This window comes from Pseudomonas sp. NPDC090208 (assembly GCF_044746785.1).
Lineage (GTDB): Bacteria > Pseudomonadota > Gammaproteobacteria > Pseudomonadales > Pseudomonadaceae > Aquipseudomonas.
Map to the genome: position 1 here is coordinate 391267 of NZ_JBIVCU010000004.1, position 26220 is coordinate 417486.

The following is a 26220-nucleotide window of genomic DNA, read 5'->3' on the forward strand; positions in this document are numbered from 1 at the left end:
CTCAACTGCGGATCAGGCGGCGCGCAGGGCGCGGGAGACGCGGGTCAGGGCCGCGCCGACGGCTCTCACTTCGCTGTCCACTTGTGGATTGTTCAACTGATCATTCTCGCCAAAGGCCTGGTGTGCCGCCCCCAGCGTGAAGGTTTGCGGGATCACTACCGCGCCCAGTTTATCCAGCACCCCACGCATGGCCAGCATCGAACGCACGCCGCCCATCGGGCCTGGCGATGCCGAAATCACCGCCGCTGCCTTGTTGGCGAACAGGGCCAGGCCGGAGATTTTTTCCGGGGTCGGCCGGCTCATCCAGTCAATGGCGTTTTTCAACAATGCCGTGTAACCGCCGTTGTAGTCCGGGGAAGCCACCAGCAATGCGTCGTGCTCGCTGAGCAGTTTCTGCAGGCTCAGCGCATGAACAGGTACGCCCTGCTCCTTTTCAAGCTCGCTGTCGTAAAACGGCAGCGGATAATCGCTCAACGACACCACGGTCACTTCAGCGCCGGCGGCCAGCGCACCCTGCACCGCGACGTTCAGCAGTTTTTGATTCAGCGAACCCCTGCGGGTGCTGCCAGATATCGCCAGAACTCGAACTACCATCTTGATGTGTACCTCATGCTGCAATGTGAAGGACGCCACGTGGTGGGTAGCGGGTGGCGTCCGGAAAAATGGGCTACTGATCGAAGCCAAGAAAACGCGTGAAGGCCCGGGACGACTCTCGTGGCATGTCCAGGGCGTTCACGGGTGCCGTGTCGTCGGCATACCCCAGCGACATGCCGCAGACGATTTCCTGATCGCCGTCCAGCTGGAGAAAGTCTTGGATCAAGACCTGGAATCGGGCGAATGACACCTGCGGGCAAGTCGACAGTCCGCGAGCGCGCGCCGCCAGCATCAGGGTTTGCAGAAACAGACCGTAGTCGAGCCAGCTGTATTTCTTCAGGTTCGTATCGATGGTGAAGATCAGCCCGACTGGCGCGCCGAAGAACTCGAAATTCAACCCGCTCACGCGCGCCCGGCCTTCCCTGTCGCCCTTTTCAATCCGCTGCAGGCCGTAAAACAGGGTGCCGAACTGCTCCTGACGGTCGCGGTATTTCTGTGCCAGATCGTCCGGCAGATGCTGCAACGGCTCGGCCTGGGGATCGGCGTGCGCGCTGGCCAGCAAGGTACTCAGGGCACGCCTGGGCTCGCCGGTCAGTACATGCACCGACCACGGCTGGGTGTTGGAATTGCTGGGGGCCAAACGTGCAACGTCGATGATTTCATCGATCAAAGCCCTTGAAACGGGCGTCGAAGCGAAAGCCCGCACAGCCTTGCGCGAGGCAACCACGGCATCAAAATCATCCACCAGCGAACGCATACGACACTCCACAACGGCCATGTTCTTGTCATCAGTCCGGGGAGTTTCACATAGGCTCTGCTCAAGGAGCAGTGAAGTGTATGCAGCTTGAAAATGCAGGCGGTGCAAGAGCACAGAACTGCCGTGAAAGCCCGTGGCAGCGGGCTTGTTGGCGATGTGCGGTGTCGGTCGGCAGGGGTGTCGGCGGAGGGTTGGGTTGGGTTGGGTTGGGTTGGGTTGGGTTGGGTTGGACCCGTACGCCGTGTGTCTCGGCTACGGGTCTCGATGCTCGGCTCGGGTCAACCGGCCTTGGCCGCCGCCACCAGACGGTTGACTTCGCTGCGCACCATGTTGGCGTATTCAGGCGGCGACATCACGTCCAGCTCGGCGCGCACCCACTCGCCCCATCGGCCCTTGCGCTTGCCGCGCTCGCCCATCAGCCGCGCGGCCTCGCCCTTGGCCTTGCCCAGGTTGCTCTGCCACAGTTCGAACAGACGGGATTTTTCGTCTTCGATGGCGGCGCGCTCGGCAAGCGACTTGTTGGCCAGGTTGAAGCTCATGACATTAACCTCTGTATGCAAAAATCAAACGCGATACTGCGCACCGGCAAACGGCGGCAAAGCGAGCGCATCTTACACCCGCGACGGCCGTCACCCGACGACATTCGTCGCACTTTTTACCGCCAGTGGAAAACCCGCTGCAACTTTTTCAAACCGCGATGACTCCATTGCTCACTGCCATCATCAACTGAAAGGAAATTGCCATGGCTCGTAAAACTGCTGCCCAGAATGCCGCCGACCAGATCAAGGATCAGGCTTTCAGCGAATTGGCGGCCTTGATCGAGGAGTCCGACAAACTGCTCAAGGACAGCGCTGCGCTGGTCGGTGAAGAGGCCGAAACCGTGCGTGCGCAACTGAGCCTGAAACTCAAGCAGGCACTGGATTCGGTGGGCAGCGTGCGCGATCGCACCAAGCCTGCGGTCGAGGCCACCGAAACCTACATCGGCGGCCACCCTTGGCAGACCGTGGCGGTGTCCGCCGGCTTCGGTCTGGTGGTGGGGTTGTTGCTGGGGCGTCGTTGATCGACGGTACTGCTGCTGAACGCTGAAAACAGGTGGGAGGGAGCTCTGCGCGCGATGGCGTCAAGTCAGTCTGTATTGATGTGTCTGACATGCCGTCATCGCGAGCAGAGCTCCCTCCCACAATGACGTGGTGCGCATGTCACACCACGTCGTTCATACAGGCGCTCAGGATTTCGGCGGAATCACTTCCAGCTGCGACAGGCGATGGCCCTTGACCAGCGCTGCATCGATGTCGGTCTTGGCCTTTTCGGCGGCTTCCTGAGATTCGAACGGCCCGATCATCACCACTTCCTTGTCATCGACCTTGACCACGTAAGACGGGTAATGGTGCTCGACCAGCCAGTAAGCCATGTCGCTGAGCGCTTCTTTCAAATGAACGCGAATGGTCCACTGCGCCGAAGCCGGGGTTGGCGCCTCCGCCACCGTATCAGTGGTCGAAACTTTCGCCGTGGGCGCTGGTTTGCCGCCATCGCAGCCCGCCAGCATCAACACCGCCACCATCATTGCCATCTTGCGCACGTCTGTCGCTCCTCATCTGAAGTGGCGAGAGTCTACCACTGCAGGGAGAAGCGATCTGCCGACCTGCGACGTTCCGACGCGGATGCGGATGTGGATGTGGATGTGGATGTGGATGTGGATGTGGATGTGGATGTGGATGATTGTAGGAGTGAGCTTGCTCGCGATTGCAATGTGTCAGCCACCCTTTCAGTCGTCTGACCTGACGCAATCGCGAGCGAGCTCACTCCTACAGCAACCGAAGGTGGCTAGGCACCTTCGCTCACCCCACGACTTCCCATGGCTTTACCCGACGCAGCATTCATCGCCGCCAATTCCCGCTGTGCCTTGGCCTTGTCGAACGCGCCGTCCCATTTGGCAATGGCAATGGTGCCGATACCGTTGCCGATCAGGTTGGTCACTGCTCGTGCCTCGTTGAGGAAACGGTCGACGCCGAGCAACAGCACCAGGCCGATCATCGGGATGCCGTGCACCACCGACAGCGTTGCCGCCAGGGTGACGAAACCGGCACCGGCCACCCCCGCCGAACCCTTGGAGGTCAGCAACAGCACACCGAGCACGGTCAGTTGATCCCACAAGGTCAGTGGCGTGTTGGTGGCCTGGGCCACGAAGATCGCCGCCATGGTCAGGTAGATGCAGGTGCCGTCGGAATTGAAGGTGTAGCCGGTGGGCAGCACCATGCCGACCACGGACTTCTCGCAGCCGAGCTTTTCCAGCTTGACCATCATGCGTGGCAGCACCGCCTCCGTGGAACAGGTGCCGAGGGTGACGAGGATTTCATCCTTGAAATAGCGCAGGAACTGCAACAGCGGCAGCCCCGACCAGCGCGCCACGGCACCGAGGACCACGACGATGAACACCAGCGTGGTCAGGTACAGCGCCACCAGCAACTGCCCCAGCGACATCAGCGTGCCGATACCGTATTTGCCGATGGTGAAGGCCATGCCGGCGCCGGCGCCCAGCGGCGCCAGGCGCATGACCATGGCGACGATGCGAAACAGGCTCTGCAGCAGCATGTCGATGACATTGACCAGCGGCTTGACCGGCTCGCCGATTTGCACCAGCGCCACGCCCATCAGCACCGAGACCAGAATCACCTGCAGCATCGCGCCTTTGGCGAAGGCGTCGAACAGGGTGCTGGGGATGATGTTGAGGAAGAATTCGACCACTCCGCCCTGGGCCGCCGCGGCCTGGGTGTAGCCGGAAATGGCGCTGCCGTTGATGGTGTTGACGTCGATATTCATGCCCACGCCGGGCTTGAGGATATTGACCACCACCATGCCGATCACCAGCGCCAGGGTCGACAGCACCTCGAAGTAGATCAGCGCCTTGGCGCCGATGCGCCCGACCTCCTTGACGCTGCCCATCTTGGCGATGCCGACCACCACCGTACCGAAGATGATCGGTGCCAGCAGCATCTTGATCAGCTTGATGAAACCGTCGGCCAGCGGTTGCAGCTTCGCGCCGATGTCGGGAAGAAAGAAGCCGACCGCACCGCCAATGACGATACCGATCAGCACTTGCACGTAGAGCTGGGCGTACCAGCGTGTCGAAGCCTGTTCCATGGAATGCCTCACTGTTGTTTTTGTATGAGGGGAAAGGACTGTGTGTTGCAGAAAATCGGATCTGTAGGAGTGAGCTTGCTCGCGATTGCCATGTATCAGTGCCACCTGTGTTACCTGACACACAGTGATCGCGAGCAAGCTCACTCCTACAGGGGAAGCTGCGATCAGGCGCCCTCACCCAGCTCGCGCATCACTGCATACAGCGCCGACTTGGCTTCGAAGCCCACGCCCGGAATGTCCGGCAGGCCGACATAGCCGTTCTCCACGCGGATGCCGTCGGCGAAGCCGCCGAACGGCTGGAACACGTCCGGGTAGGATTCGTTGCCCCCCAGGTGTAGGCCGGCAGCGATGTTCAGCGACATCTGGTGACCGCCGTGGGGAACGACGCGGCGAGAAGACCAGCCCAGTTCTTTCATCACGTCGAGGGTGCGCAGGTATTCCACCAGGCCGTAGGACAGCGCGCAGTCGAACTGCACGAAATCGCGATCCGGGCGCATGCCGCCATGACGCAGCAGGTTGCGCGCGTCCTGGTGAGAGAACAGGTTTTCGCCGGTGGCCATCGGCAGTTCGTAGTGATTGGCCAGTTCGGCTTGCAGGGCGTAATCCAGCGGATCGCCGACTTCTTCGTACCAGAACAGGTTGTACGGCTTGATCGCCTCGGCGTAGGCAATACCGGTCTTCAGGTCGAAGCGTCCGTTGGCATCCACCGCCAGACGCCGACCGTCGCCCACCACTTCCAGCACCGCCTCGATCCGGCGGATGTCTTCGGCCAGCGGCACGGCGCCGATCTTCATTTTCACCACGTCGTAGCCGCGGTCCAGGTAGCTCTGCATTTCCGCCTTGAGCTTGCTCTGGTCCTTGCCGGGGTAGTAGTAACCGCCCGCCGCGTAGACCCAGACCTTGTCGTCGGCCACACCGTCGCGATAACGGTCGGCCAGCAAGCGGTACAGCGGCTTGCCTTCGATCTTCGCCACCGCGTCCCACACCGCCATGTCGATGGTGCCCACCGCCACCGAACGCTCGCCGTGGCCGCCCGGCTTTTCGTTGGTCATCAGGGCTTTCCAGATGGCGAACGGGTCGAGGTTGTTGTGTTCCTTGTCGATCAGCGATTCGGGATCGGCTTCCAGCACCCGGGCCAGGAAACGGTCGCGCATCAGTGCGCCCTGACCGTAGCGGCCGTTGGAGTTGAAGCCGTAGCCGATCACCGGTTTGCCGTCGCGAATGACGTCGGTGACCACCGCGACCACCGAGCAGGTCATCTTGGAAAAGTCGATGTAGGCATTGGCAATGGGCGAGGCAATGGAAACGGTCTTCTCGCGAATGTCGACGATACGCATCGGGTGACTCCTGTTGTTTTTAGTGAAGAGGTGCAGCGTGTTGGCCCCACTCTAGGGGTGGACCTCTCGCGGCGGCCAATGCTAAAAACGCGGCACTCAATGCGCGGATGGCATCACGATGGAACTGGTCTGGCTGGAAGATTTCAATGTACTGGCGCAATGCGGCAACTTCTCCCGCGCCGCTGAATTGCGCCATGTGACCCAGCCGGCGTTCAGCCGACGGATCCGCGCGCTGGAGACGTGGATCGGCGTCGACCTGTTCGAGCGCACCACCCAGGGCGCGACCCTGACCGATGCCGGGCGGCACATGCAGGAGAACGCCCAGGAGTTGACCCGGCGCCTGTACCAGATGCGTCAGGAAGCTCGCGAAGTCGCCGGCAAGCAGGCGCGCACGCTGCATTTCGCGGCCACCCATTCGCTGTCGTTCACCTTCTTCCCCGGCTGGGTGCGCGCCGCCGAGCGTTCCGGTCCGCTGGAGGCGATCCGCCTGCTGTCGGACAACATGAGCGTGTGCGAGCAGATGCTGCTGGGCGGCGAAGTGCAGTTTCTGCTGTGCCACCAGCACCCCGACGTTCCCCCCAGATTCGCCGCCGATCAATTCCAATCCCGGGTCATTGGCAGCGATTTGCTGATCCCGCTGCAGTCCCGCGACGCGCCGTCGATCACTGACGCTGGCGCAGCACCGCACTTGGCCTACACCGCCGAATCCGGGCTGGGCCGCATCGTCGCCGCCAGACTGGCCAAGGAAAACAAGCCCCCTGCCCTGCACACGGTGTTCAGCTCACACCTGGCGGCGGTGCTGCTGTCGATGGCCCAGGAAGGCAAGGGTTTCGCCTGGCTGCCACTGACCCTGGCCGAAAGCGAAATGAGCAGCGGGCGGCTGGTGCGGGCACTGGATGAGCGCTGGGACATCCCGGTGGAAATCCGCCTGTTCCGGCCCAACACCGCGCTGAGTGATTTCGGCGAAGCGTTCTGGGCCAAGCTTTAGGCCCAGGCATCGCCCCATCCTGCTTGTAGCAGTCCGGGCATGAAAAAGCCCCGAACCCGTCGGGGCTTGATGCAACGGATGAACTCAGCGGTTGGCGAAGTACATGGTGACTTCGAAACCAATCCGCAGATCGGTGTACGCGGGTTTGCTCCACATAGGCGATGCTCCCTGAAATCACCGGGACAGTCCGGCAAGCCCCGTTATACGCCGATGCCCCAAGGCTGCAAGGCCACGCCGTTGCAGGCTTGCCGCAACGCCGCAACACTGGCGCTACAACTGTTGCAACGTTGCTTCAGGCGTAGCGCGACACGCCGTCCACGGTGCAGGCAAGGTGCCGCGGTTTAGAGGCCCGGCAGTGGTCGGAAGCCTGGCGGTACAGCTTTTGCTGAGACATTTTTACCCGCCGGATTATTTTTTGTAACAGACGTTTTTTTCGTCAGACGCTAGGCTCTGTACGAAAAGTTTTGACGCGAAGGTGAGGCAAGGCGAAAACAGGCGAGGAAGCGGAGTCTACGAGTTGTAAATGAGCATTCCGAGCCTGTTTTCAACGCAGCATCACCGAGTGTCAGGACATTTCGTGCAGGGCCTGGTCTGAGTATCTACGCCCCGGCCCCGGAGTGATCCGGCGTCGTCAGCCCTGACAGGCTGCACAACAATAAACATGCGCTGCGCGCCTCGTTCGCAGCCGCATCAGGGAGGAACACGATGTCCTTGCAGACCACGGCCACCACGCCTGCCGACCTCAGCACCTTCGTCGGCGACTACTTCCCCGACCGGCGCCTGCCGTCCGACGGCCTGATCGTGCAGTCCTGGTATCGCAGCGTGGTCGAGCACGGCCTGGAACCCGCCGGTCGCGGGCACAAGGTGGTCCTCAGCGCCGCCGAGATCCATCGCCATCAAGACTTCCATCACGACTACATGTCCATCGCCGGTCAGGGTGTCAGCGGCCTGGCCCGCCGCGTCGGCCAGGCCGGCTTTGCCGTGCTGCTCAGCGACGAACAGGGCATCGCACTGGACTCGCGGGTGCCTGGCAGCGGCAATGTCTATTCCGACTGCGGCTTGATTGTCGGATCGCGCTGGGACGAATCGCTGGTCGGTACCAATGGCATCGGCACCGGCCTGGCCTCGGGCAGCGCGCTGATCATCCACCGCGACGAGCATTTTCTGCGCGAGAACGGCCGGCTCAGTTGCTCGGTGTCGCCGATCTTCGACGCGTTGGGCAACGTGCGCGGCTGCCTGAACGCCTCGTGCCTGAACAGCAATGGCCCGAAAGAAGCGCAGTATCTGACCCTGCATCTGGTGATCATGTATGCGCGGATGATCGAGAACGCCTGGTTTCGCCACAGCCATCGCAACACCCTGACCCTAATGCTCAAACCGTGCGAAGACATCAGCGACCTGGCCAACGAGCAACTACTGGCGCTGGACGATCAGGGCCGGGTGATCGGCGCCAACCATGCGGCCTTCGTCGAGCATGATCGGCATGACCTCGGCGTCCTGCTCGGCCGACGCCTGGACGAGTTGCTGCCGGTGAACGTCGACGAGTTGCTGCGTCTGTGCAACGGCGGCGCCAACGCCACGCGGCTGCAGGCCGGACGGCGTCTGCTGGAAGTGGGTTTGCGCATGCCGGTCAAGGTCGGCGCAGTCGGCAAGAAACGCGAAGTGCGCGCCGCCGATACATTGCCGGGCACACCGACCCTTGATCGTCTGAGCGGTGCCGATGCCGGCCTGCAACAGAGCGTGGCGCGGCTGCGCAAGGTGCTGGACAAGGACCTGCCGATTCTCATCAACGGCGAAACCGGCACCGGCAAGGAGGCGTTTGCCCGCGCTATCCATCAGGCCAGCCGTCGCCATGGCGGGCCGTTCGTGGCGCTCAATTGCGCGGCGATTCCCGAGACGCTGATCGAAAGCGAGCTGTTCGGCTACCGCAGCGGCAGCTTCACCGGCGCCAGCAAGAAAGGCATGAAAGGCAAGCTGGAACTGGCCAATGGCGGCACGCTGTTTCTCGACGAAATCGGCGACATGCCGGCGCACCTGCAAACCCGCCTGTTGCGGGTGCTGGCGGAACGGGAAATCACCCCGCTGGGTGCGGACATGCCGTCACCGCTGGACATTCAGGTGATCTCCGCCACCCACCAGAATCTGGCGCAGATGATGGCCGGCAAAAGCTTTCGCGAAGACCTGTTCTATCGCCTCAACGGCATGACACTCCAACTGCCCGCACTGCGCGAGCGTACCGACCTGCCGGTCTTGATCGAAGAAGTGTTGCGTGATCAGCCCGGCGGTGAACGTTGCCGGATCGACGCCGCGACCATGGACCATCTGACCCGCTACGCCTGGCCAGGCAACATCCGCCAGTTGATCAACGTACTGCGTTACGCGGTGGCGTTGGCCGACAACGGCGTGATCGATGCCGATTGCCTGCCGGGCGAGGTGCTGACGCCATCACCGATGCTGCCGTCGACCCGCCCGCCAGCCTGCACGCCACTGGCGCAGCTGAACGCCGACGACGAAGGCCAGCGCCTGCTCGACGCCCTGCGCCGACACCGCTGGAACATCACCGGTGTCGCCGAAGAATTCGCCGTGGCCCGATCGACCCTGTACCGCAAGATGAAGAAATACCGGATCGTCGCGCCGAATCAGGTGGAACAGTGATCACCATCCCCCTGTAGGAGCCGACTTGCTGGCGAACAGCGGTGGGTCAGATACAACAACGTGGCTGACCCATCGCATTCGCCAGCAAGCCGGCTCCCACGGCCTTCGGCCAGAATCATTCCAGCCCCCAAGGATTGTTTCCTGTCGGACGCTAGATCTGCATATACACCACATGGGTATGGGTGAATTCATACACCCCGTGCTTGCCATCCGCGCCACCGATGCCGGACTTGCGCACCCCGGCGTGGAAGCCCTGCATCGCTTCGAAGTTCTCGCGGTTGATGTAGGTTTCGCCGAAGTCGATCTCGTTGCAGGCACGCATCGCGGCGCTCAGGTCACGAGTGTACAGCGATGAAGTCAGGCCGTATTCGCAATCGTTGGCCAGGGCGATGCCTTCGTCGAGGTCGTCGATGATCTGGATCGGCAGCACCGGCCCGAAAATCTCCTGACGCATGATTTCCATGTCCTGGCGGCAGTTGGCGAGCACGGTCGGCTGATAGTGGAAGCCCTTGCCGTTCTTGTCGGCCACCGCACCGCCGGTGATGATCTGCGCGCCGTCGCCGACGGCGGTCCTGACCATCTGCGCCACCTTGTCCAGACCGCCCTGATTGACCAGCGGCCCCATGTCCAGACCTTCTTCCGCCAGTGGATCGCCATACTTGGTCGCCGCCATCGCCGCACTGACCCGCTCGATGAACTGATCGGCCACCTTGCGCTGCACATAGACGCGCTCGGCGCAGTTGCACACCTGCCCGGTGTTGATCACCCGCGAGGCGGTGATGGCTTTTACAGCGAGGTCCAGGTCGGCGTCGGCCAGCACGATGGCCGGCGCCTTGCCGCCCAGTTCCAGATTGAGCTTGGTGATGTTGTGTGCGGCAGCGGCCATGATGCGCTGGCCGGTGGCGACGCTGCCGGTGAAGTTGACCATGTCCACCGCAGCACTGGCGCTCAGCGCATTGCCGACGGTCGAGCCCTTGCCGGAAACGATGTTGACCACACCTTTGGGCAGGTCGGTTTCCGCCAGCAGGCGAGCGAATTCGAAGCAGTTGATCGGGGTTTCTTCACTGGGTTTGATGACGATGGTGTTGCCGGTGATCAACGCCGGCGCCAGCTTGCGGGCGATCAGGAAGAACGGGAAGTTCCACGGCAGGATGCCGGCCACCACACCCAATGGTTTGCGAAAGACAAAGATGTTCTCGCCCGGACGGTCGCTGGTCAGGATTTCGCCTTCCAGACGGCGGCCCCACTCGGCCATGTAATCCAGGTAATCGGCGGTAAAGTCCACTTCCACCCGCGCCAGACCCAGCACCTTGCCCTGCTCGGCGGTGATGATGTGCGCCAGGCGGTCGGCGTTTTCCCGAACCTTGGTGGCGATGCGGCGCAGATAACCGGCCCGTTCGTTGGCCGGCTTGCGCGCCCAACCCTTTTGCGCAGCCCGGGCGGCGGCGATGGCGCGTTCGACTTCATTGAGACTGGTTTCCGGCACTGCGCCGAGCAGGTCGCCGTTGGCCGGGTTGAAGACTTCGATCAGGTTGTCGCTGGCACTGAAGGCGCCGTCGATGTAGCTCTGGTAGATCGGTAGCGGGTTGCTCATGGGGTTTGCCTCTCTTATTGAATGGATATGCGATCCCTTGCAGGAGCCGGCTTGCCCTGCGACCTGACGCGAAGCGGCAGTAAAATCAGAGAATGCGGTGTGTCAGGCAGACCGCATTTGCAGAATTTACGACGGGTTCCCCGCCGGTCGCAGGACAAGCCAGCTCCTACAGGAATCACGGAACGAGCCGATTGATCCTCTTACTGGGCGGCTGCGGTCTTGGCCGAGGCCATTTCCTTCTTCAGGTCGTTGGCCCGTTTGATGATGTACTGGTGCACCAGCTCCACTTCATCCGGCTTGAGCTCGTCGGCGAACGACGGCATGCCGTCATTGACCCGGCCGCCGTAGACGATGCCGAGGAACATCTGGTGGTTTTCCTTGCTGAGCATGCGCAGGTCCGGCAGCACGCCGCCGCTGATGGCGTTGATGCCGTGGCAGGTGTCGCAGTGGCCGTTGAACAGTGCGCGGCCCTTGTCGACCTGCTCGGTGGTGCCGGTGAAGGCCGGCGGGTCAACCCTGCGGTCGGCGTATTTGTATTTCAGGTCAGGCAGCTTCGCCGTGCCGCCGAGCTTGTAGGTCAGCACCTGGGCATTGGGCTTGACCCCGGCACGCAACGACAGCGCCCCGGCAAAAGTAGAAAACGCCCCGCCCCAGCCGGCCATGAAGGTCACGTACTGTTCGCCGTCGACCTCGTAGGTGACCGGCCCTGCCATCACCCCGGTGTTTGCCGGTTGCTCCCACAGCACCTTGCCCTTGTCCGCCGAATAGGCGACCACCCGGCCGTCCGCCGTGCCTTCAAAAAGCAGGTTGCCGGCCGTGCTCAAGGTGCCGCCGTTGAAGATCGTCGAGTACGGCACTTCCCAGCGCGCTTCCTGTTTGAGCGGGTCCCAGGCGATCAGCTTGCCGGTCCAGGTGTCGGCCAGCTTACGCAGGCCGTCGGGGTCTTCCGGCATCATCCCGGTGTTGACCTGCAACTGGTACATGCTCTTGAACTTCTTGCGCGGCGGCTGGCCGTCGACGTCCTGATACAGCGCCGACATGATGTGCGCCGGGATGTACACCAGACCGGTCTGCGGGTTGTAGGACATCGGCTGCCAGTCGTGGGCGCCCCAGAATGCAGGCTGCACCCGCAGCGCCTTTTTCTCCGGGTCGCGCCAGTACACGGCGGCTTTCTCGTCGACGATGGGCCGACCGGTCTTCATGTCGACCCCGGTGGCCCAGTTGATCGGCACGATGTTCTTGGCCGACAGCAGCTCGCCGGTCTTGCGGTCGATCACGTAGAAGAAGCCGTTCTTCGGCGACTGCATCAGCACCTGACGCACTTTGCCGTTGATCGGCAGGTCCGCCAGCATGATGTGCGCAGTGGCGGTGAAGTCCCAGGCGTCGCCGGGGGTGGTCTGGTAGTGCCAGACGTATTCGCCGTTGTCCGGGTTGATGGCGACGATGGACGACAGGAACAGGTTGTCGCCCTTGCCCTCGGAGCGCAGACGCGGGTTCCACGACGAGGCGTTGCCGACGCCGATGTACAGCAGATTGAGTTTCGGGTCGTAAGACATCGAGTCCCAGACCGTACCGCCGCCGCCCTGTTCGACGAACTTGTCGCCGTACCAGGTCTTGCTGGCGATCTCCATGGCCTTGTTTTCCGGCGGCAGTTTCGGGTCGCCCGGCACAGTGAAGAAACGCCAGTCCTGCTTGCCGGTGTTGGCGTCATAGGCGGTGATGTAGCCACGCACGCCATATTCGGCGCCGCCGTTGCCGATGATCACCTTGCCTTTCACCACCCGTGGTGCTCCGGTGATGGTGATGCTGCGGTTGGGGTCGGTGCGGGTGTCGACCGACCAGACCTTCTGCCCGCTCTTGGCGTCGATGGCTTCAAGACGACCATCGAGCACGCCGACAAAGACCTTGCCGCCCCACACCGCCACGCCACGGTTGACCGCATCGCAACAGGCTTCACCGGCGCGGCTGCGGTCGGAGTGCGGGTCGTACTTCCACAGCAGTTTGCCGTTGCGTGCATCCAGCGCGTAGACCACGGAAAACGGCCCGGTGGTGTACATTACGCCGTCGACCACGATGGGAGTGGCTTCGACGCCACGGTCGATGTCCAGCTTGTAGGTCCAGGCCAGGCTCAGTCCGCCGACGTTGCCGTCGTTGATTTTCTTCAGCGGGCTGAAGCGCTGTTCGTCATAGGTGCGCCCGTGGCTCATCCAGTTGCCGGGCTCCTGATCGGCGGCGCTGATGCGCGCGCCATCCACGGCGGCAGGTTTTTCGGCGGCGAAAAGCGAGGTCGGCGCAGCGATGCCCAGTGCGATGGCGGCGGCCAGCAGCACGGTAGGTGCAACGGAACAAGTGCGAGGAAGACAGGGAAGCGGGCCAGGTCGGTTCATGAGGCTCTCCGTTCTTATTAGAACCGGGAACGTGTGTGCCCCGGCTGCAAGCGGGAGAGCAAGCGCTGTGCCACGGCAGACAAGCCTATGTTTTTCAGCCACTTATGTCGTTTGCCCGACAGTCCGAAGGGACGCTGTCGCGCTACACTTGTCGCGTTTTCAGCAACAGCCGCTACAACCATTGCGGACGTCCGGCAACGGCAGGACGTGCTTTTGCCCGGCTTGTTTCCCATACTGCTTGAGCAGTGGCGAACCGGATGCTGGCAATGTGGTCAATGACTCAGGCAAAGCCGTTGCGTGCCGCCGTCCACGCCCGCAACCGTGACCCGCCAGCGGCAATCCAGCGTCAACCTGTCCACTCCTTCAATGACCCGGCTCCGATGACCGACCGTTCACCGCTTCAAGCCGATCCCAAGTGGATCATCTGCGAGCATTGCGACTCGCTCTACGAAGCTCCAACCCTGAACAAGGGCGAGGGAGCCTATTGCCTGCGCTGCGCCGCCGTGCTCGACCGCGGCCATCGCCTGAGCATCGAACAACTGCTGGCCCTGAGCGTGGCGGCGGGAATTCTGTTCATCTTTGCCAACGTCTTCCCCGTCATCAGCATCAGCATGCAGGGCCTGCACAACTCGGTGACGCTGTGGGGCTCGGTGGAGGCGCTGGCCCAGGGCCAGATCACATTCATTGCCCTGGTGGCGGGGCTGGCGATCATCCTCGCCCCGGCGCTGCAGATCGCCCTGCTGTTCTGGGTCCTGGCCCACGCCCACCGCGGCGAGATCGCGCCGGGCTTCAAGACCTGCATGCGCACCCTCGAACACCTGCGCCCGTGGAGCATGCTCGAAGTCTGTCTGCTGGGCATTCTGGTGGCGATCATCAAGCTGGCCGGCATGCTCGATGTCCACCCCGGCGTCGGCCTGTGGGCGATGGCCATGCTGATGGTGCTGATCGTGCTGATTGCCGGCAAGGACATCCGCCGCCTGTGGGATGAACTGGGAGTGGGCGCCGAATGAACGACATTCCCTTCGCCCGCGAGCACAACGTCACCCTCTGCCATGTCTGCGGCCAGGTCTGCGCGCTCGACGCCGACGAATGCCCGCGCTGCGAGTCGCCGGTGCATGCAAGAAAGCCCAACAGCCTGGTGCGCACCTGGGCGTTCCTGATCGCCGGGCTGATCTTCTACATACCGGCAAACGTGCTGCCGGTAATGTTCACCACGCTGCTGGGCAGCCAGAGCGAAAACACCATCATGAGCGGCGTCATCGAGTTCGCCGAGCATGGCTCGTGGGACATCGCCATCCTGATTTTCATCGCCAGCGTGCTGGTGCCGTGCATCAAGTTTCTGGTCCTCGGCATGCTGCTGGTGACCTGCCAGCGTCGCAGCCAGTGGGCCATGCGCGAGCGCTCGAAGTTGTACCGTTTCATCGAGCTGATCGGCTACTGGTCGATGCTCGACGTACTGGTGGTCGCGCTGGTCGCGGCGCTGGTCCAGTTTCGCGGCTTGAGCACCATCGAGCCGCGACTGGGCATCCTGTTCTTTGGTTTGGTGGTGGTGATGACGATGTTCGCCGCCATGAGTTTCGATCCCCGGCTTATCTGGGACGCAGAGGTTGAAGATGTCAGATAACACCCTACCCCCGTCGGCCCCGGCGCCGACACGACCGCAGGTCAAGGCACGCAAGGCCCGCGTTTCGCTGGTCTGGCTGGTGCCGATCGTGGCCGGCCTGATCGGCCTGTCGATGGTCATCCATGACTTCCTCAACGTCGGTCCCAAAGTGGTGGTCAGCTTCCTCACCGCCGAAGGTCTGGAAGCGAAGAAAACCCAGGTCAAGTACAAGAACGTGGTGATCGGCATGGTCACCGACATCGAGCTGAGCGAAGACCGCACGCACATTCTGGCGACCATCGAGCTGAACCAGTCGGCCACACCGTTCACCCGCGCCGACACGCAGTACTGGGTGGTGCGGCCGCGCATCGGCGCCCACGGCGTGTCCGGGGTCGACACCCTGCTTTCCGGCGCGTTCATCAGTGCCGACGCCGGCAGCTCCGAGCACACCGAAAAGAATTTCACCGGCCTGGAAACCCCGCCCCCCGTCACCTATGGCGACAAGGGCAAGCGCTTCATCCTGCAAACCGACGACCTCGGCTCGCTGGACATCGGCTCACCGGTGTACTTCCGCCGCATCCAGGTCGGTCAGGTGGTGGCCTACGAACTGGCCAAGGACGGTAAAGGCGTCAACGTCGAGATTTTCGTCAACTCGCCCAACGACCAATTCGTCCTCACCGACACCCGTTTCTGGAATGCCAGCGGCGTCGACGTGACCCTCGGCGCGGCCGGACTGAAAGTGTCCACGCAATCGCTGACATCGATCATCTCCGGCGGCATCGCCTTCCGCGAACCCAAGTACAGCCCTGACGCCAAAGCGGCGGACAGCAACGCCCAGTTCAAGCTGTTCGAAGACCAGGCCACTGCGCTGGCGCCACCGGACGGCGACCCGAAATACATTCGCATGCGTTTCAATCAGTCGCTGCGCGGGTTGGTGGTCAACGCCCCGGTGGACTTCCTCGGCGTCACCATCGGCCGGGTGGTCTCGGTGGACCTCGATTACGACTCGGCCACCGGTACGTTCCCCGGTGTGGTCGGCGCAGTGATCTATCCGAAGCGCCTGGGCGCCGCTGACGACAAGCTCAGGGAGCAGATCGGCGGCATCGAGGGCGATGAAGAAGAACAGACCTCGCGCATCCTCAGCCGCTTTGTGGAAAAAGGCCTGCGCGCGCAGATTCGCAACGGCAACCTGCTCACCGGCCAGTTGTACATCGCGATGGATTTCGACCCCAAGGCACCGAAAGTCACCTATAACGCCAAGGCGCGGCCGCTGGAAATCCCGACCATCGGCGGCAGCTTCGACAAGCTGCAGGAACAGTTGCAGGCGTTCGTCGACAAGCTCGGCAAGATCCCCATCGACGAGCTGGCCAACAACCTCAATGGCAGCCTGATGGAACTGCAGAAAACCATGAAAACCGTCAACGGCGAGGTATTGCCGCAGATGCGCGGCACCCTGCAGCAGGCGCAGAAAACCCTGGGCAGTGCCAACGAGACGCTGTCGGACGATTCGCCGGCCCGCCAGCAACTGGGCCAGGCCATGGAAGAAGTGCAGCGCACCGCCCGTTCGGTACGGGTGCTGACCGACTTCCTCAGCCGTCACCCTGAATCGCTGATCCGGGGTCGCTCCGGCGATGCCGCGCCGGGTTCGTACAAAGGTTCATCTTCTTCCCGTGAAATTGCTCCGGAGCCTGTGCAATGACCGTGCGTAATCACCTGCTGGCCCTGGCCTGCGCGCTGGGCCTGGGCGCCTGCGCGTCGCCGCAGACCCACTATTACACCCTGATCGCCCCGCCGACCCAGAGCCCATCTGCGACCAGCGAGGCGCCGTTCCAGTTCGAGATGCAATCGGTGCTGATGCCGGTACAGGTCGACCAGCCGCCGCTGGTGGTGCGCCAGGGCGACGGTAGCCTGGCAATTCTGGAAAACGAACGCTGGGGCGCGCCGTTGGGCGACGAGTTTCACGACGCGCTGACCGGCCAGCTGGAACGCCGCTTCGGCTCTCGCGATCTGGCGGGCCTGCCCAAGCAGAGCGATCAACCGGTGCTGTCGATCCGCACCGACGTCCGCCGCTTCGAATCAGTGCTCGGTCAGTACGCACTGATCGATGTGGTGTGGAACCTCAGCGTGCGCGGCAACACCGGCAAACGCCAGTCACTGACCTGCAGCAGCGTGATTCGCCAACCGGCAGGCATGGGCATGGAGAATCTGGTGCTGGCCCATCAAAAAGCCGTTTCCAGCCTGGCGGACAGCATCGCCCGTACTGCGGGCGAATGGGTTCGCCAGCCATCATCTCGCTGCCCGTCCTGACCTCGCCTCAACTCTCCCGAAGCGGGCGCCCGTCATTGTGGTGGCGTCCACTTTATCTATCCGTTACTTGCACACGGATGGCAAAAAGCTATACAAAAAAATTGCGTTGTACAGCCAAAATTTAACGTCAGTCATACGCTTGTTTGCGAAAAGTCCTACACAGCCGTTTGAATACAGCCACAATTCAATCGAATTCAAGATAGGATCCACACCGCGCGCTACAAATTTGACTGCCAGTGAGCACATACCTTGTACAGGTTTATGCGTTTGACCAATAAACCGGTATAGACAGGGCCACATTTATTCAAATGCTGTCGAGCCGGATTGAGCATCTGCACCACCGAAAGCAAGGAGGAGAAATACCATGATAGGGATTGGTCTACGGCTGAGGCAGGAGCGCAACCGCCTTAAATTATCGCAGAGCGCGCTGGGCAGCCTGGGTGGCGTGGAAACCAACGCACAGGGCAACTACGAAAGTGGGGCGCGCTCTCCCAAGGCCGACTACCTGCTGCGCATCGCCGAGGCCGGGGTCGACATCACCTTCGTGCTGACCGGCAAGTTCAACCAAGTGATCGACCCGACCGTCTCTGTCGAAACCGCGGCTCAGCAGCATGCGCTGACCGAACATCTGGGCAAGGTCACCCATCAATTGCACCGCAACCTGCACGGTTTGATCGATGCGCTATACCAGATCTCGATATTGATCGACGCCTGCGTCAGTGACACCGAAGACCAGCAGGTCAAGAACGAACTCGACAGCATTCGCGTTGAGGCGCAATCCTTGGCACAGGCTTCGGTGCGGTTGATTTTCGTGACCTCGAAACTGGCGTGAGCATAACTGCAAGACGATATACACCCGCCTGAATGCTGCGGCATGATTTACGTCCCCATAACAAGATCCGGACATTGCCGTGGCCCTCTCCGAGAAAGACCCCAGCCTGCTGACCGCCAGCGCCGCCGCGCGGCTGTTGCAACGACGCGAACTGACTGCACAGACCTTGCTCGGTTCATGCCTTGAACGGATTCAGGAACGTGAGCCCGAGGTGCTGGCCTGGCGCGAATTCAACCCTGCCCATGCCCTCGAACAGGCCCGAGCACTGGACAACGGACCTGTGCGTGGCCCGCTGCATGGCCTGCCACTGGGCGTGAAGGACCTGTTCGACACCCACGACTTTGCCTCCGGTTACGGCTCGCCGATCTATGAACGACACCGCCCGGGCCACGATGCCGCTGCTGTCGCGTTGTGTCGCGAGGCCGGCGCCATTGTGCTGGGCAAGACCGTCACCACCGAATTCGCCACCTTCACCCCTGGTCCGACCCGCAACCCACACAACCCGGCGCACACCCCCGGCGGTTCTTCCAGCGGTTCGGCAGCGGCCGTGGGCGCGCACATGGTGCCACTGGCCCTGGGCACGCAAACGGCGGCGTCGGTGATCCGTCCGGCAGCGTACTGCGGCATCGTCGGCTTCAAACCGAGCTTCGGCCTGATCCCTCGCGCGGGGATCAAGAGCCTCAGCGAGTCGCTGGACACCGTGGGCGGCTTTGGCCGCAGTGTCGAAGATGTTGCCCTGCTCACCTCGGTGATGGCCAATGCCCCGGCGTGGCGGCAACTGCCCGAGAATCACACACCCAGAATCGGCGTGTGCCGCACACCCTGGTGGGACAAGGCCAGTGCCGCTGCGCAGCACGCATTCGAAACGGTGGTGCAACGGCTGATCAAGGCAGGTGTGCAGATTATCGACGTCACCCTGCCCGGGCCGGTTGCCACCTTGACCGAGGTGCACGACGAACTGATGAGCGCCGAAGCGTACAAGGCGCTGGCGGAAGAGCGCCTGAATCACCGGGATCGACTCAGCGAGCGCCTGAAGACCATGCTGCAGCGCGGCGGCACTGTCAGCTACGAACAGAGCCTGCAACATCGCGTGCAACTGGCCTCGGCCCGGCACCAACTGGGACGTGGCTTTAGCGATTACGACCTGCTACTGACCCCCAGCGCCTGCGGCGAAGCCGAACACGGTCTGGAGCGCACGGGCGACCCGCTGTTTTCAAGGGTCTGGAGCCTGCTCGGCTGGCCAAGCCTGAACCTGCCAGTCGGCGTCGGCCCACAAGGGCTACCGCTGGGTATCCAACTGATCGGACCGATGCACAGTGATACGCAGATGCTGGGGTTCTGCCACTGGATCGAACAGCGTTTGCGCGATTGAGCCGGGGGCGTTTCTGAGCATTCCACTTGCTGGCGCGGCGCTTCTGGAATCGCTGCCGCCGGCAAGCTGGACTGCTACGGGGGAAGGGTGTCATACCGAACTAGACCGGACACCGCAAAACCTGTGGGGGGGGAGCCCTGCTCGCGAATGCGGTTACTCAGCCAACACAGCATTGCCTGACCGGACGCCGTCGCGAGCAGAGCACCCTCCCACGGATGCGTGGTGCTTGTTGGACCTGGCATACCAGCAAACTTGCCGGAAAAAAGCCAACCCACGCGGGAGGGAGCCGAGGCTACGAGGGACAGGGCGTATCCGGACCCATGTGATTTGCCTGACAAACCGCATTCGCGACCCTCGCAAACTCCGATCCCTCCCACGGCCTTCGGCCAGAATCAAAAAAGCAGGTGGCATACATCGCTCCGTAGCAGTCCGGCTTGCCGGCGATAGCGATCTTGAGGACACCTTCGCGGGCGAGCCCGCTCCCACAGGGAGTGTGGGTTTGCCGGCTTTTGATCTGGCTTTGGCTTTTGATCTTGGGGCCCCGTCCCAGAAGGCCAAACGCAGGCGATGCGCAGTGGGTCGAGCGACAGGATGTCGCGAGAGCCGCGTGGGCCATGGATGGCCCATTCGCGGCGTGCCCACGGAGCATTGCCGGAGTGAGGGTATGCCGAGCATTAGCGAGGCACCGTATGGCGGGGTAGAAAGCCCTTGGCTGCCTCTTGAAACAGAGAGGGGGGCTTTTCCAAGTAACTCGCCGCCAGGCGAAACAGGCTGCGTTAGCAGCTACAGCGTCAGACCAGACAAACCGCATGCACGGGTTTTACGACGACTTCGTCGCCGATCGCGGGCAAGCGCGCTCCTACAGCCGGTCGCAGGGCAAGCCAGCTCCTACAGATACAGCGCAAACCACCTGTAGCAGTCCGGCTTGCCGACGTCAGCGATCTCGAAGACGCCGCCGCTGGCAAGCCATGCTGCTACGCAAGCGCTGGCTTCAGCGCCGCTTCAACCGGTCAATGATCACCGCCAGCAACAGAATCGTGCCGCGAATGACGTACTGGTAGAACGTGTCGATATTCTTCAGGTTCATCGCATTCTCGATGATCGCCAGAATCAACACACCGGCGATGACATGACGGATCATGCCAATACCGCCGCTGAGCGACACACCACCCAGCACGCAAGCCGAAATCACCGTCAGCTCGAAGCCCTGGCCGATCATCGGCTGGCCCGACGTCATCCGCGACGCCAGCACCACACCGGCCAGTGCACCGATCAGGCCGTGCACGGCGAAGATGATGATCTTGGTCCGGTCGACATGCACACCCGCCAGCAACGCCGCTTCCTGGTTACCGCCGATGGCCAGCGTGTTGCGACCGTAGGTGGTGTAGTTCAGCAGCCAGCCGAAGAACACGAAGCAGACGATGGTGATCAGGATCGGCACCGGCACGCCAAACAGCTGGCCGTTGCCGAACACGAAGAACGCCTCGTCACCGACACCGACCGCCTTGCCATTGGAGAAGATGTAGGCCAGACCGCGCACGATCTGCATGGTCGCCAGGGTGGTGATCAACGCATTGATACGCAGCTTGGCAATGACGATACCGTTGATCAGCCCCACCAGCAGGCCCATGGCCAACGCAGCGGAAACACCCAGAAAGACGCTGTCGGTGTCACGGATGACGATACCGGCGATCACCCCGGAGCAGGCCAGCACCGAACCGACCGACAGGTCGAAATGCCCCGACGCCAGGCAGTACAGCATGGTGCAGGCGGCGATGCCGACCGTGGAAATCGCCAGCCCCAGGCCGCGCATGTTCAGCGGCGACATGAAGTTGTCGATCAACAGGGCACAGAGCACGAAGATGCCCAATGCGGCGAGCAACATGGCCCAGTCGTCGACGAATCGACGCATGTTCATGCCCTGGCGGGGAGCCGCCGTCAGGCTGGTTTCGGTAGACATACGCACCTCGTTTTTATTTTTCACGTTTTCAGCCAGTGTGTTCAGCCGCGGGTACGCGGCAGTGCCAATTGCAACAAGCGTTGTTCATTGGCCTCATCGCGGGACAGCTCGCCGGTGATGGCGCCTTCGCTCATGACCAGAATGCGGTCGGAAATGCCCATGACTTCCATCAGGTCGCTGGACACGACGATCACCGCGATGCCGTCGGCGGCCAGGTTGTGGATGATCTGGTAGATCTCCGATTTGGCGCCGATGTCGATGCCACGCGTTGGCTCGTCCAGCAACAGCACCTTCATCGGCATCGACAGCCAGCGGCCGAGAATGGCCTTCTGCTGATTGCCGCCGGACAGGAACATGATCTGTTGCTCCGGCGAAGGGGTTTTCACGTTCATCGAGCGAATCTGGTGCTTGGCGTTGTCACGCTCCCAGCGGCCTTGAATCAGGCAGCCCATGTGTACGTGACGGGGACGCGCACCGATGTTGATGTTCTCGGCGACGCTGGACAGCGGCACGATGCCTTCTTTCTTGCGGTCTTCCGGGCACAACAGAATCCCGGCGGAAATCGCGTCGCGCGGCGACTTCAGTTCCAGCGGTGCACCGTCCAGTTGCAGGGTGCCGGCCTGACGCCGGGCGAGCCCGGACAGCAGGCGGAACAGCTCGGTACGACCGGCGCCGACCAGACCGAAGAAGCCCAGCACTTCGCCCTTCTCCACCGCGAAACTGACCGGCTCTTGCAAACCCGGCCCCAACAGCCCGGTGACACGCAGGCTCGGGCCGTGCTTCTCGCGGGGACGGTAGTTGTAGATGTCCTGGATGTCGCGACCGACCATGCAGGTCACCAGCCGGTCGTGGTCCAGCTCGGCCATGTCGTCGAAGGTGCGCACGAAGCGGCCGTCCTTGAACACGGTCACGGCGTCGCACACCCGGAAGATTTCTTCCATGCGGTGCGACACGTACAGAATCACCCGGCCTTCGTCGCGCAGTTTGACGATGATCGCCATCAGGCGGTCGATCTCCCGCGCCGACAGGCTGCTGGTGGGTTCGTCGAAGGCGATGACGTGAGCGTTGCGTGACATCGCCTTGGCGATTTCCACCAGTTGCCGCTGCCCCAGCGAAAGATCGCCCAGACGGGTGTTCGGGTCGATTTCGTCGGCCAGCCCCTTGAGCAGCTCACGGGCCCGACGGACCATCGCCCGGCGGTTGACCATGCCCCAGCGATTGGGCATGTGGCCGAGCAGCAGATTTTCTGCCACCGACATTTCCGGGACCAGATGCAGCTCCTGGTGAATCACCGCGACCCCGGCAGCGATGCTGTCGGCCGTCGATTTGAACGCCAGATGCTGCTCGCCGATCTGCAGATCGCCGCTGTTGGGCTGATACGAGCCGCCGAGAATCTTCAGCAGCGTCGATTTGCCTGCGCCGTTTTCGCCCATCAGTGCATGGACACTGCCGGCGCGGGCTTCGAAATTGATGTCCGACAGCGCTTTCACGCCGGGAAAGGTCTTGCCGATCCCGTTGAAACGCAGACTGCCGCCCTGCCGCGCAGGGGAAACGTCGTGTTGCTCAACCGATGCGTGTTGCATGAACCACCTCCGCCTCGCCCCGGCCTGGCAGCACGGGACGAGGTCTTGCAGATATCCGCCTGTCGTTCAGGCGTGCCTGTGCAGAAGCCGCGTTATTTCCACAGACCGATCTTGGTCAGCACGTCCTGGAAGTTGGCGCGAGTGATCAGGGTCACGTCGTCCATGGCGGTGTATTTCGGTGGTTCCTTGCCGGTGGTGACCCACTCGTACATTTGCAGGGCGGTGTTGTAGCCCTCTTTGTCCGGGCTAGGCAGCATCGAGCCGAAAAAGCCGCTTTCCTTCTTCTTCAATTCGTCGATGGCGTCGGTGCCGTTGATGCCGATGCCGATCACGTTGGCAGGCGCGAAACCGGCACCTGCAGTGGCACGCACACCGCCGAGCACGGTGTTGTCGTTCATGCCACCGACGATGAGGTTCTTGGCGCCGGAAGGCAGTTTAGGCAGGGCCGCGTTGGTGGCGTCCATGCTGCCCGGTACGTCGAGGGTTTTCTGCGGGGTGAAGAGGGTGTGGTCTTCAGGCAGGCCGGCTTTCTTCAGCGCGTCCACCGAACCGTCGGTGCGCTTCTTGCCGGTGTCCAGCTCGTTGTAGGTGTTGATGATCGCGTAGGTTTCTTTCCAGTCCCACTTGCGGTTCTGCGCTTCGGTGGCCATTGCCGCGCCCTGTTTCTGGCCGACTTCGAACGCCGCCATGCCCAGGTACGGCACGTCTTCCATGAACTTGCCCTTGGCATCGACGAAACGGTCGTCGACAGCCATGACCTTCATGTCGTTGGCCTTGGCCTTGGCGACGATCGACGGGCCGAGCGAGACATCAGGCGGGCAGATGACGAAGCCCTTGGCGCCGTTGGCGGCCAGGCTGTCGATGGCGGAGAGGGTTTTCTCACCGTCCGGCACGGCGATCTTGATCACTTCGAAGCCGTGATCCTTGCCGGCTTTTTCGGCGAAGGCCCATTCGGTCTGGAACCAAGGCTCTTCAGCCTGCTTGACCAGAAAACCGATCTTGACCTTGTCGGCGGCGGAAACACCGGCGCCCATGCCCATGATGGCGGTGGCAACAGCAGCACAGCACAGGGAACGGATCCCGTGGCGACTCAACATAGCTAACTCCTTATTTTTATTGACTAGCTACAGCGTTCAGCAGTGGGTGTCGTGGCGGCCGCAAAACGGGAAAACCGTTCCGGCCGCTCGACTGAAAACAGTCATATCATATTATCAATGCAGCCTATGTAACCGAGTGTCACACCTCCCCCGAAGGCCCGATCAAATCAGCCGACAAAGCGCTGCGACGGCAGCCCGACCACACCGGTTTCGATCTGGATGACAGCGCCGTCCAGCGCCAGCGGGTCCGTGGCCGGACGCGCACTGGTGACAAACAGCGTGGTCATGTCCGGACCACCGAATACACAACTGGTGGGATGACTCACGGGCACTTCGACGATCCGGTCAACGCTGCCGTCCGGGGCGAAGCGGATGATGCAATGACCACCCCAGCGGGCGTTCCATACATATCCCTCGGCGTCCATCGCCGAACCGTCAGGCACGCCGCGGGCATGTTGCGCGGCCCAGATCCTGCGCTCGCCAAGGGCGCCGTCTGGCTGAATCGGATAGCGGTAAATCACCCCGTCGAGGCTGTCGGCGGTCAGCACCGCGGTATCGTTGTCGGCCCACAGCAGCGTGTTGACGATGCCCTGCCCGCCCAGCAGCGGCGTGACAGTGGCGTCGGCATCGACCCGGAACAACCCGCCAGAGCGGCGCTCCAGCGGCAAGTCACCGCCTTCGGCATCGAGGTTGTTCTGCATGCTGCCCAGCCACAGCCGGCCCTGGCTGTCGCAGCGCGATTCGTTGGCGCGGTTGCCAGGCACCGTGTCAGCCACGACGAACAGGCTGTACTGCGGGCGCTCGGCAGGGGAATTCAGATCCAGGCGATAGACACCGCTGGCCAGTGTCACCAGCGCGTCACCTTCGGTGGTAGGAATGATGGCCGACACCGGCTCGTCGAACTGCCAGTGACGCAGGTGCCCCTGCTGCCAGCGCAGGGCGCAGAACCCGGCGATATCGACCCAGTACAGGGCGTGTTGTGCGTCATCCCAGAACGGCCCTTCGGCCAGTTTGAAACGCTGGTCACAGACCGGAAGCCATTTCATCTCGCGTTTTTCCTGTTGTTATTCTTGTTCGGCCCGCAGGCACATTGACGACATCAGCAGTTACGACACCAGCGAGCGGGAAATCACCTCGCAGGCGTTTTCGATCAGACTCATGCAGGCCCACACACCACGGGCCGCATCTCGCGTCGCGATGGCATCGGCCAGATCCTTGTGCAGCGGCAGGGTCCGCCCCAGCTCGCCCGGCACCGCCGACGACACCTCGAACGAGATCGCCAGCAACGCGCCGAGCGCCGGCAGCATCTGCTCGATGAACTGGTTGTGACTGGCCGCCAGTACCGCCTCGTGGAAACACTGGTCGGCGTGGTTGTAGTCCCCCATGTTCTCGACGCTGGCCGCCAGCACCAGATACGCCGCCTGAATGTCGGCGATCTGTTGCGGGGTCGCTCGTTCACAGGCCCAGCGCACCGCCATCGGCTCGATGGCACGACGCAAATCCAGCAAATCCATCACAAAGCTTTTCGGCAACCCCTTGGCCGCCAGCCAGCCGACCACCTGCGGGTCGAACAGGTTCCAGCTGCGCACCGGCAGCACCCGCGTACCGACCTTCGGCCCGACCTCCAGCATGCCTTTGGCCACCAGGGTCTTGATCGCTTCGCGGATCACCGTACGACTGACGCCGAACTCTTCACCCAATGCCGCCTCGACTTTCAGCGACTGCCCCGGCGTGACATTGCCTTGAGCAATCCACGCCCCCAGGCGGTCCACTGTCGACGCGTGAAAACTGTTGCTCATTGATCCGCCCCTTTTTGCGGCCGTTTCCGCAAATCGAGGCTAATGATCATACGATTGCGCGTCAAACCCCTGTACAAGGCGAAAAAGCTGGTCTAAACCTGTCCGGCGCGTGACTGCAAGGAAGATCTTCGCCAAATAGTATTACAATTTATTTTTTTGGCGAGTATTTTCGCAGCCTTAATCAGCAAAACCGAGTTCAACGCTTCAAATAGTA

The 26220-nt window shown here is 62.2% G+C and carries 23 protein-coding genes; 9 read left to right on the forward strand and 14 right to left on the reverse strand.

Going from position 1 to position 26220, the window contains the following annotated elements; all coding sequences use genetic code 11:
• Positions 1 to 12: 12 nt before the first annotated feature.
• From ACIPL0_RS10090 to ACIPL0_RS10100, 3 genes are all read right to left on the reverse strand, one after another.
• The gene (locus ACIPL0_RS10090) at positions 13 to 594 is read right to left on the reverse strand and encodes an NADPH-dependent FMN reductase (protein ID WP_400599829.1); all 582 of its coding nucleotides are present in this window, start codon (positions 592 to 594) and stop codon (positions 13 to 15) included.
• A 73-nt stretch (positions 595 to 667) separates the two neighbouring features.
• On the reverse strand, positions 668 to 1459 hold the full coding sequence (locus ACIPL0_RS10095) for a nitroreductase (protein ID WP_400599828.1): 792 nt from the start codon (positions 1457 to 1459) through the stop codon (positions 668 to 670).
• A 170-nt stretch (positions 1460 to 1629) separates the two neighbouring features.
• Positions 1630 to 1890, reverse strand: a complete 261-nt coding sequence (locus tag ACIPL0_RS10100) for a hypothetical protein (RefSeq protein WP_400599827.1) — start codon at positions 1888 to 1890, stop codon at positions 1630 to 1632.
• A 203-nt stretch (positions 1891 to 2093) separates the two neighbouring features.
• On the opposite strand from ACIPL0_RS10100, the gene ACIPL0_RS10105 reads away from it, so the two are divergent.
• Complete coding sequence (locus tag ACIPL0_RS10105; RefSeq protein WP_400599826.1) at positions 2094 to 2411, forward strand: YqjD family protein; 318 nt, start codon at positions 2094 to 2096, stop codon at positions 2409 to 2411.
• A 165-nt stretch (positions 2412 to 2576) separates the two neighbouring features.
• On the opposite strand, the gene ACIPL0_RS10110 is transcribed toward ACIPL0_RS10105, so the two are convergent.
• From ACIPL0_RS10110 to ACIPL0_RS10120, 3 genes are all read right to left on the reverse strand, one after another.
• Positions 2577 to 2930 carry a hypothetical protein gene (locus ACIPL0_RS10110; protein ID WP_400599825.1) on the reverse strand — a complete coding sequence of 118 codons (354 nt, stop codon included), beginning with the start codon at positions 2928 to 2930 and terminating at the stop codon, positions 2577 to 2579.
• A 245-nt stretch (positions 2931 to 3175) separates the two neighbouring features.
• Positions 3176 to 4492 (reverse strand): C4-dicarboxylate transporter DctA, encoded by a 1317-nt coding sequence (gene dctA / locus ACIPL0_RS10115; RefSeq protein WP_400599824.1) that lies wholly within the window; start codon positions 4490 to 4492, stop codon positions 3176 to 3178.
• 164 nt (positions 4493 to 4656) lie between these two features.
• Positions 4657 to 5829 (reverse strand): mandelate racemase/muconate lactonizing enzyme family protein, encoded by a 1173-nt coding sequence (locus ACIPL0_RS10120; protein ID WP_400599823.1) that lies wholly within the window; start codon positions 5827 to 5829, stop codon positions 4657 to 4659.
• A 118-nt stretch (positions 5830 to 5947) separates the two neighbouring features.
• On the opposite strand from ACIPL0_RS10120, the gene ACIPL0_RS10125 reads away from it, so the two are divergent.
• Positions 5948 to 6817 (forward strand): LysR family transcriptional regulator, encoded by an 870-nt coding sequence (locus tag ACIPL0_RS10125; protein ID WP_400599822.1) that lies wholly within the window; start codon positions 5948 to 5950, stop codon positions 6815 to 6817.
• 84 nt (positions 6818 to 6901) lie between these two features.
• Here ACIPL0_RS10125 and pqqA read toward each other — a convergent pair whose 3' ends face one another.
• Positions 6902 to 6973, reverse strand: a complete 72-nt coding sequence (gene pqqA / locus ACIPL0_RS10130) for a pyrroloquinoline quinone precursor peptide PqqA (protein ID WP_375099634.1) — start codon at positions 6971 to 6973, stop codon at positions 6902 to 6904.
• 549 nt (positions 6974 to 7522) lie between these two features.
• On the opposite strand from pqqA, the gene ACIPL0_RS10135 reads away from it, so the two are divergent.
• Positions 7523 to 9472 carry a sigma-54-dependent Fis family transcriptional regulator gene (locus ACIPL0_RS10135; protein ID WP_400599821.1) on the forward strand — a complete coding sequence of 650 codons (1950 nt, stop codon included), beginning with the start codon at positions 7523 to 7525 and terminating at the stop codon, positions 9470 to 9472.
• 151 nt (positions 9473 to 9623) lie between these two features.
• Here ACIPL0_RS10135 and aldA read toward each other — a convergent pair whose 3' ends face one another.
• Together aldA and ACIPL0_RS10145 are read right to left on the reverse strand one after the other, a co-directional pair.
• A complete protein-coding gene (gene aldA / locus ACIPL0_RS10140) occupies positions 9624 to 11066 on the reverse strand; it encodes an aldehyde dehydrogenase (RefSeq protein ID WP_400599820.1) in 1443 nt (480 codons plus the stop codon).
• Positions 11067 to 11266: 200 nt separating this feature from the next.
• On the reverse strand, positions 11267 to 13453 hold the full coding sequence (locus tag ACIPL0_RS10145) for a PQQ-dependent dehydrogenase, methanol/ethanol family (protein ID WP_400599819.1): 2187 nt from the start codon (positions 13451 to 13453) through the stop codon (positions 11267 to 11269).
• A 380-nt stretch (positions 13454 to 13833) separates the two neighbouring features.
• Between ACIPL0_RS10145 and ACIPL0_RS10150 the strand changes: the two genes are divergently transcribed.
• The 6 genes from ACIPL0_RS10150 to ACIPL0_RS10175 all read left to right on the forward strand — a co-directional run bounded on the left by ACIPL0_RS10150 (position 13834) and on the right by ACIPL0_RS10175 (position 19567).
• Positions 13834 to 14463 (forward strand): paraquat-inducible protein A, encoded by a 630-nt coding sequence (locus ACIPL0_RS10150; RefSeq protein ID WP_400599986.1) that lies wholly within the window; start codon positions 13834 to 13836, stop codon positions 14461 to 14463.
• Positions 14460 to 15077 (forward strand): paraquat-inducible protein A, encoded by a 618-nt coding sequence (locus ACIPL0_RS10155; protein ID WP_400599818.1) that lies wholly within the window; start codon positions 14460 to 14462, stop codon positions 15075 to 15077. The genes ACIPL0_RS10150 and ACIPL0_RS10155 overlap by 4 nt, the downstream gene beginning before the upstream one ends.
• Positions 15067 to 16755, forward strand: a complete 1689-nt coding sequence (locus ACIPL0_RS10160) for an intermembrane transport protein PqiB (protein WP_400599817.1) — start codon at positions 15067 to 15069, stop codon at positions 16753 to 16755. Before ACIPL0_RS10155 ends, ACIPL0_RS10160 begins: the two co-directional genes overlap by 11 nt.
• The gene (locus tag ACIPL0_RS10165; protein ID WP_400599816.1) at positions 16752 to 17363 is read left to right on the forward strand and encodes a membrane integrity-associated transporter subunit PqiC; all 612 of its coding nucleotides are present in this window, start codon (positions 16752 to 16754) and stop codon (positions 17361 to 17363) included. The genes ACIPL0_RS10160 and ACIPL0_RS10165 overlap by 4 nt, the downstream gene beginning before the upstream one ends.
• 364 nt (positions 17364 to 17727) lie before the next feature.
• A complete protein-coding gene (locus tag ACIPL0_RS10170; RefSeq protein WP_400599815.1) occupies positions 17728 to 18195 on the forward strand; it encodes a helix-turn-helix domain-containing protein in 468 nt (155 codons plus the stop codon).
• Positions 18196 to 18274: 79 nt separating this feature from the next.
• Positions 18275 to 19567 (forward strand): amidase, encoded by a 1293-nt coding sequence (locus tag ACIPL0_RS10175; protein ID WP_400599814.1) that lies wholly within the window; start codon positions 18275 to 18277, stop codon positions 19565 to 19567.
• Between the two features lie 991 nt (positions 19568 to 20558).
• Here ACIPL0_RS10175 and araH read toward each other — a convergent pair.
• The 5 genes from araH to ACIPL0_RS10200 all read right to left on the reverse strand — a co-directional run bounded on the left by araH (position 20559) and on the right by ACIPL0_RS10200 (position 26006).
• Positions 20559 to 21527: an L-arabinose ABC transporter permease AraH gene (gene araH / locus ACIPL0_RS10180; RefSeq protein WP_400599813.1), complete on the reverse strand. Its 969-nt coding sequence runs from the start codon at positions 21525 to 21527 to the stop codon at positions 20559 to 20561.
• A 41-nt stretch (positions 21528 to 21568) separates the two neighbouring features.
• Positions 21569 to 23110 carry an L-arabinose ABC transporter ATP-binding protein AraG gene (gene araG / locus ACIPL0_RS10185; protein ID WP_400599812.1) on the reverse strand — a complete coding sequence of 514 codons (1542 nt, stop codon included), beginning with the start codon at positions 23108 to 23110 and terminating at the stop codon, positions 21569 to 21571.
• Between the two features lie 92 nt (positions 23111 to 23202).
• Positions 23203 to 24207 (reverse strand): substrate-binding domain-containing protein, encoded by a 1005-nt coding sequence (locus ACIPL0_RS10190; RefSeq protein ID WP_400731524.1) that lies wholly within the window; start codon positions 24205 to 24207, stop codon positions 23203 to 23205.
• A gap of 167 nt (positions 24208 to 24374) precedes the next feature.
• Complete coding sequence (locus ACIPL0_RS10195; protein ID WP_400599810.1) at positions 24375 to 25253, reverse strand: SMP-30/gluconolactonase/LRE family protein; 879 nt, start codon at positions 25251 to 25253, stop codon at positions 24375 to 24377.
• Between the two features lie 60 nt (positions 25254 to 25313).
• A complete protein-coding gene (locus tag ACIPL0_RS10200; RefSeq protein WP_400599809.1) occupies positions 25314 to 26006 on the reverse strand; it encodes a FadR/GntR family transcriptional regulator in 693 nt (230 codons plus the stop codon).
• Positions 26007 to 26220 lie beyond the last annotated feature (214 nt).

Excerpts from the sequence above, each read along its gene's own strand:
- ACIPL0_RS10090 (WP_400599829.1), bottom strand. The coding sequence starts at position 594 with ATGGTAGTTCGAGTTCTGGCGATATCTGGCAGCACCCGCAGGGGTTCG.
- ACIPL0_RS10100 (WP_400599827.1), bottom strand. The coding sequence starts at position 1,890 with ATGAGCTTCAACCTGGCCAACAAGTCGCTTGCCGAGCGCGCCGCCATC.
- ACIPL0_RS10105 (WP_400599826.1), top strand. The coding sequence starts at position 2,094 with ATGGCTCGTAAAACTGCTGCCCAGAATGCCGCCGACCAGATCAAGGAT.
- dctA (WP_400599824.1), bottom strand. The coding sequence starts at position 4,492 with ATGGAACAGGCTTCGACACGCTGGTACGCCCAGCTCTACGTGCAAGTG.
- ACIPL0_RS10120 (WP_400599823.1), bottom strand. The coding sequence starts at position 5,829 with ATGCGTATCGTCGACATTCGCGAGAAGACCGTTTCCATTGCCTCGCCC.
- ACIPL0_RS10125 (WP_400599822.1), top strand. The coding sequence starts at position 5,948 with ATGGAACTGGTCTGGCTGGAAGATTTCAATGTACTGGCGCAATGCGGC.
- ACIPL0_RS10135 (WP_400599821.1), top strand. The coding sequence starts at position 7,523 with ATGTCCTTGCAGACCACGGCCACCACGCCTGCCGACCTCAGCACCTTC.
- aldA (WP_400599820.1), bottom strand. The coding sequence starts at position 11,066 with ATGAGCAACCCGCTACCGATCTACCAGAGCTACATCGACGGCGCCTTC.
- ACIPL0_RS10145 (WP_400599819.1), bottom strand. The coding sequence starts at position 13,453 with ATGAACCGACCTGGCCCGCTTCCCTGTCTTCCTCGCACTTGTTCCGTT.
- ACIPL0_RS10150 (WP_400599986.1), top strand. The coding sequence starts at position 13,834 with ATGACCGACCGTTCACCGCTTCAAGCCGATCCCAAGTGGATCATCTGC.
- ACIPL0_RS10155 (WP_400599818.1), top strand. The coding sequence starts at position 14,460 with ATGAACGACATTCCCTTCGCCCGCGAGCACAACGTCACCCTCTGCCAT.
- ACIPL0_RS10160 (WP_400599817.1), top strand. The coding sequence starts at position 15,067 with ATGTCAGATAACACCCTACCCCCGTCGGCCCCGGCGCCGACACGACCG.
- ACIPL0_RS10165 (WP_400599816.1), top strand. The coding sequence starts at position 16,752 with ATGACCGTGCGTAATCACCTGCTGGCCCTGGCCTGCGCGCTGGGCCTG.
- ACIPL0_RS10170 (WP_400599815.1), top strand. The coding sequence starts at position 17,728 with ATGATAGGGATTGGTCTACGGCTGAGGCAGGAGCGCAACCGCCTTAAA.
- araH (WP_400599813.1), bottom strand. The coding sequence starts at position 21,527 with ATGTCTACCGAAACCAGCCTGACGGCGGCTCCCCGCCAGGGCATGAAC.
- araG (WP_400599812.1), bottom strand. The coding sequence starts at position 23,110 with ATGCAACACGCATCGGTTGAGCAACACGACGTTTCCCCTGCGCGGCAG.
- ACIPL0_RS10190 (WP_400731524.1), bottom strand. The coding sequence starts at position 24,207 with ATGTTGAGTCGCCACGGGATCCGTTCCCTGTGCTGTGCTGCTGTTGCC.
- ACIPL0_RS10195 (WP_400599810.1), bottom strand. The coding sequence starts at position 25,253 with ATGAAATGGCTTCCGGTCTGTGACCAGCGTTTCAAACTGGCCGAAGGG.
- ACIPL0_RS10200 (WP_400599809.1), bottom strand. The coding sequence starts at position 26,006 with ATGAGCAACAGTTTTCACGCGTCGACAGTGGACCGCCTGGGGGCGTGG.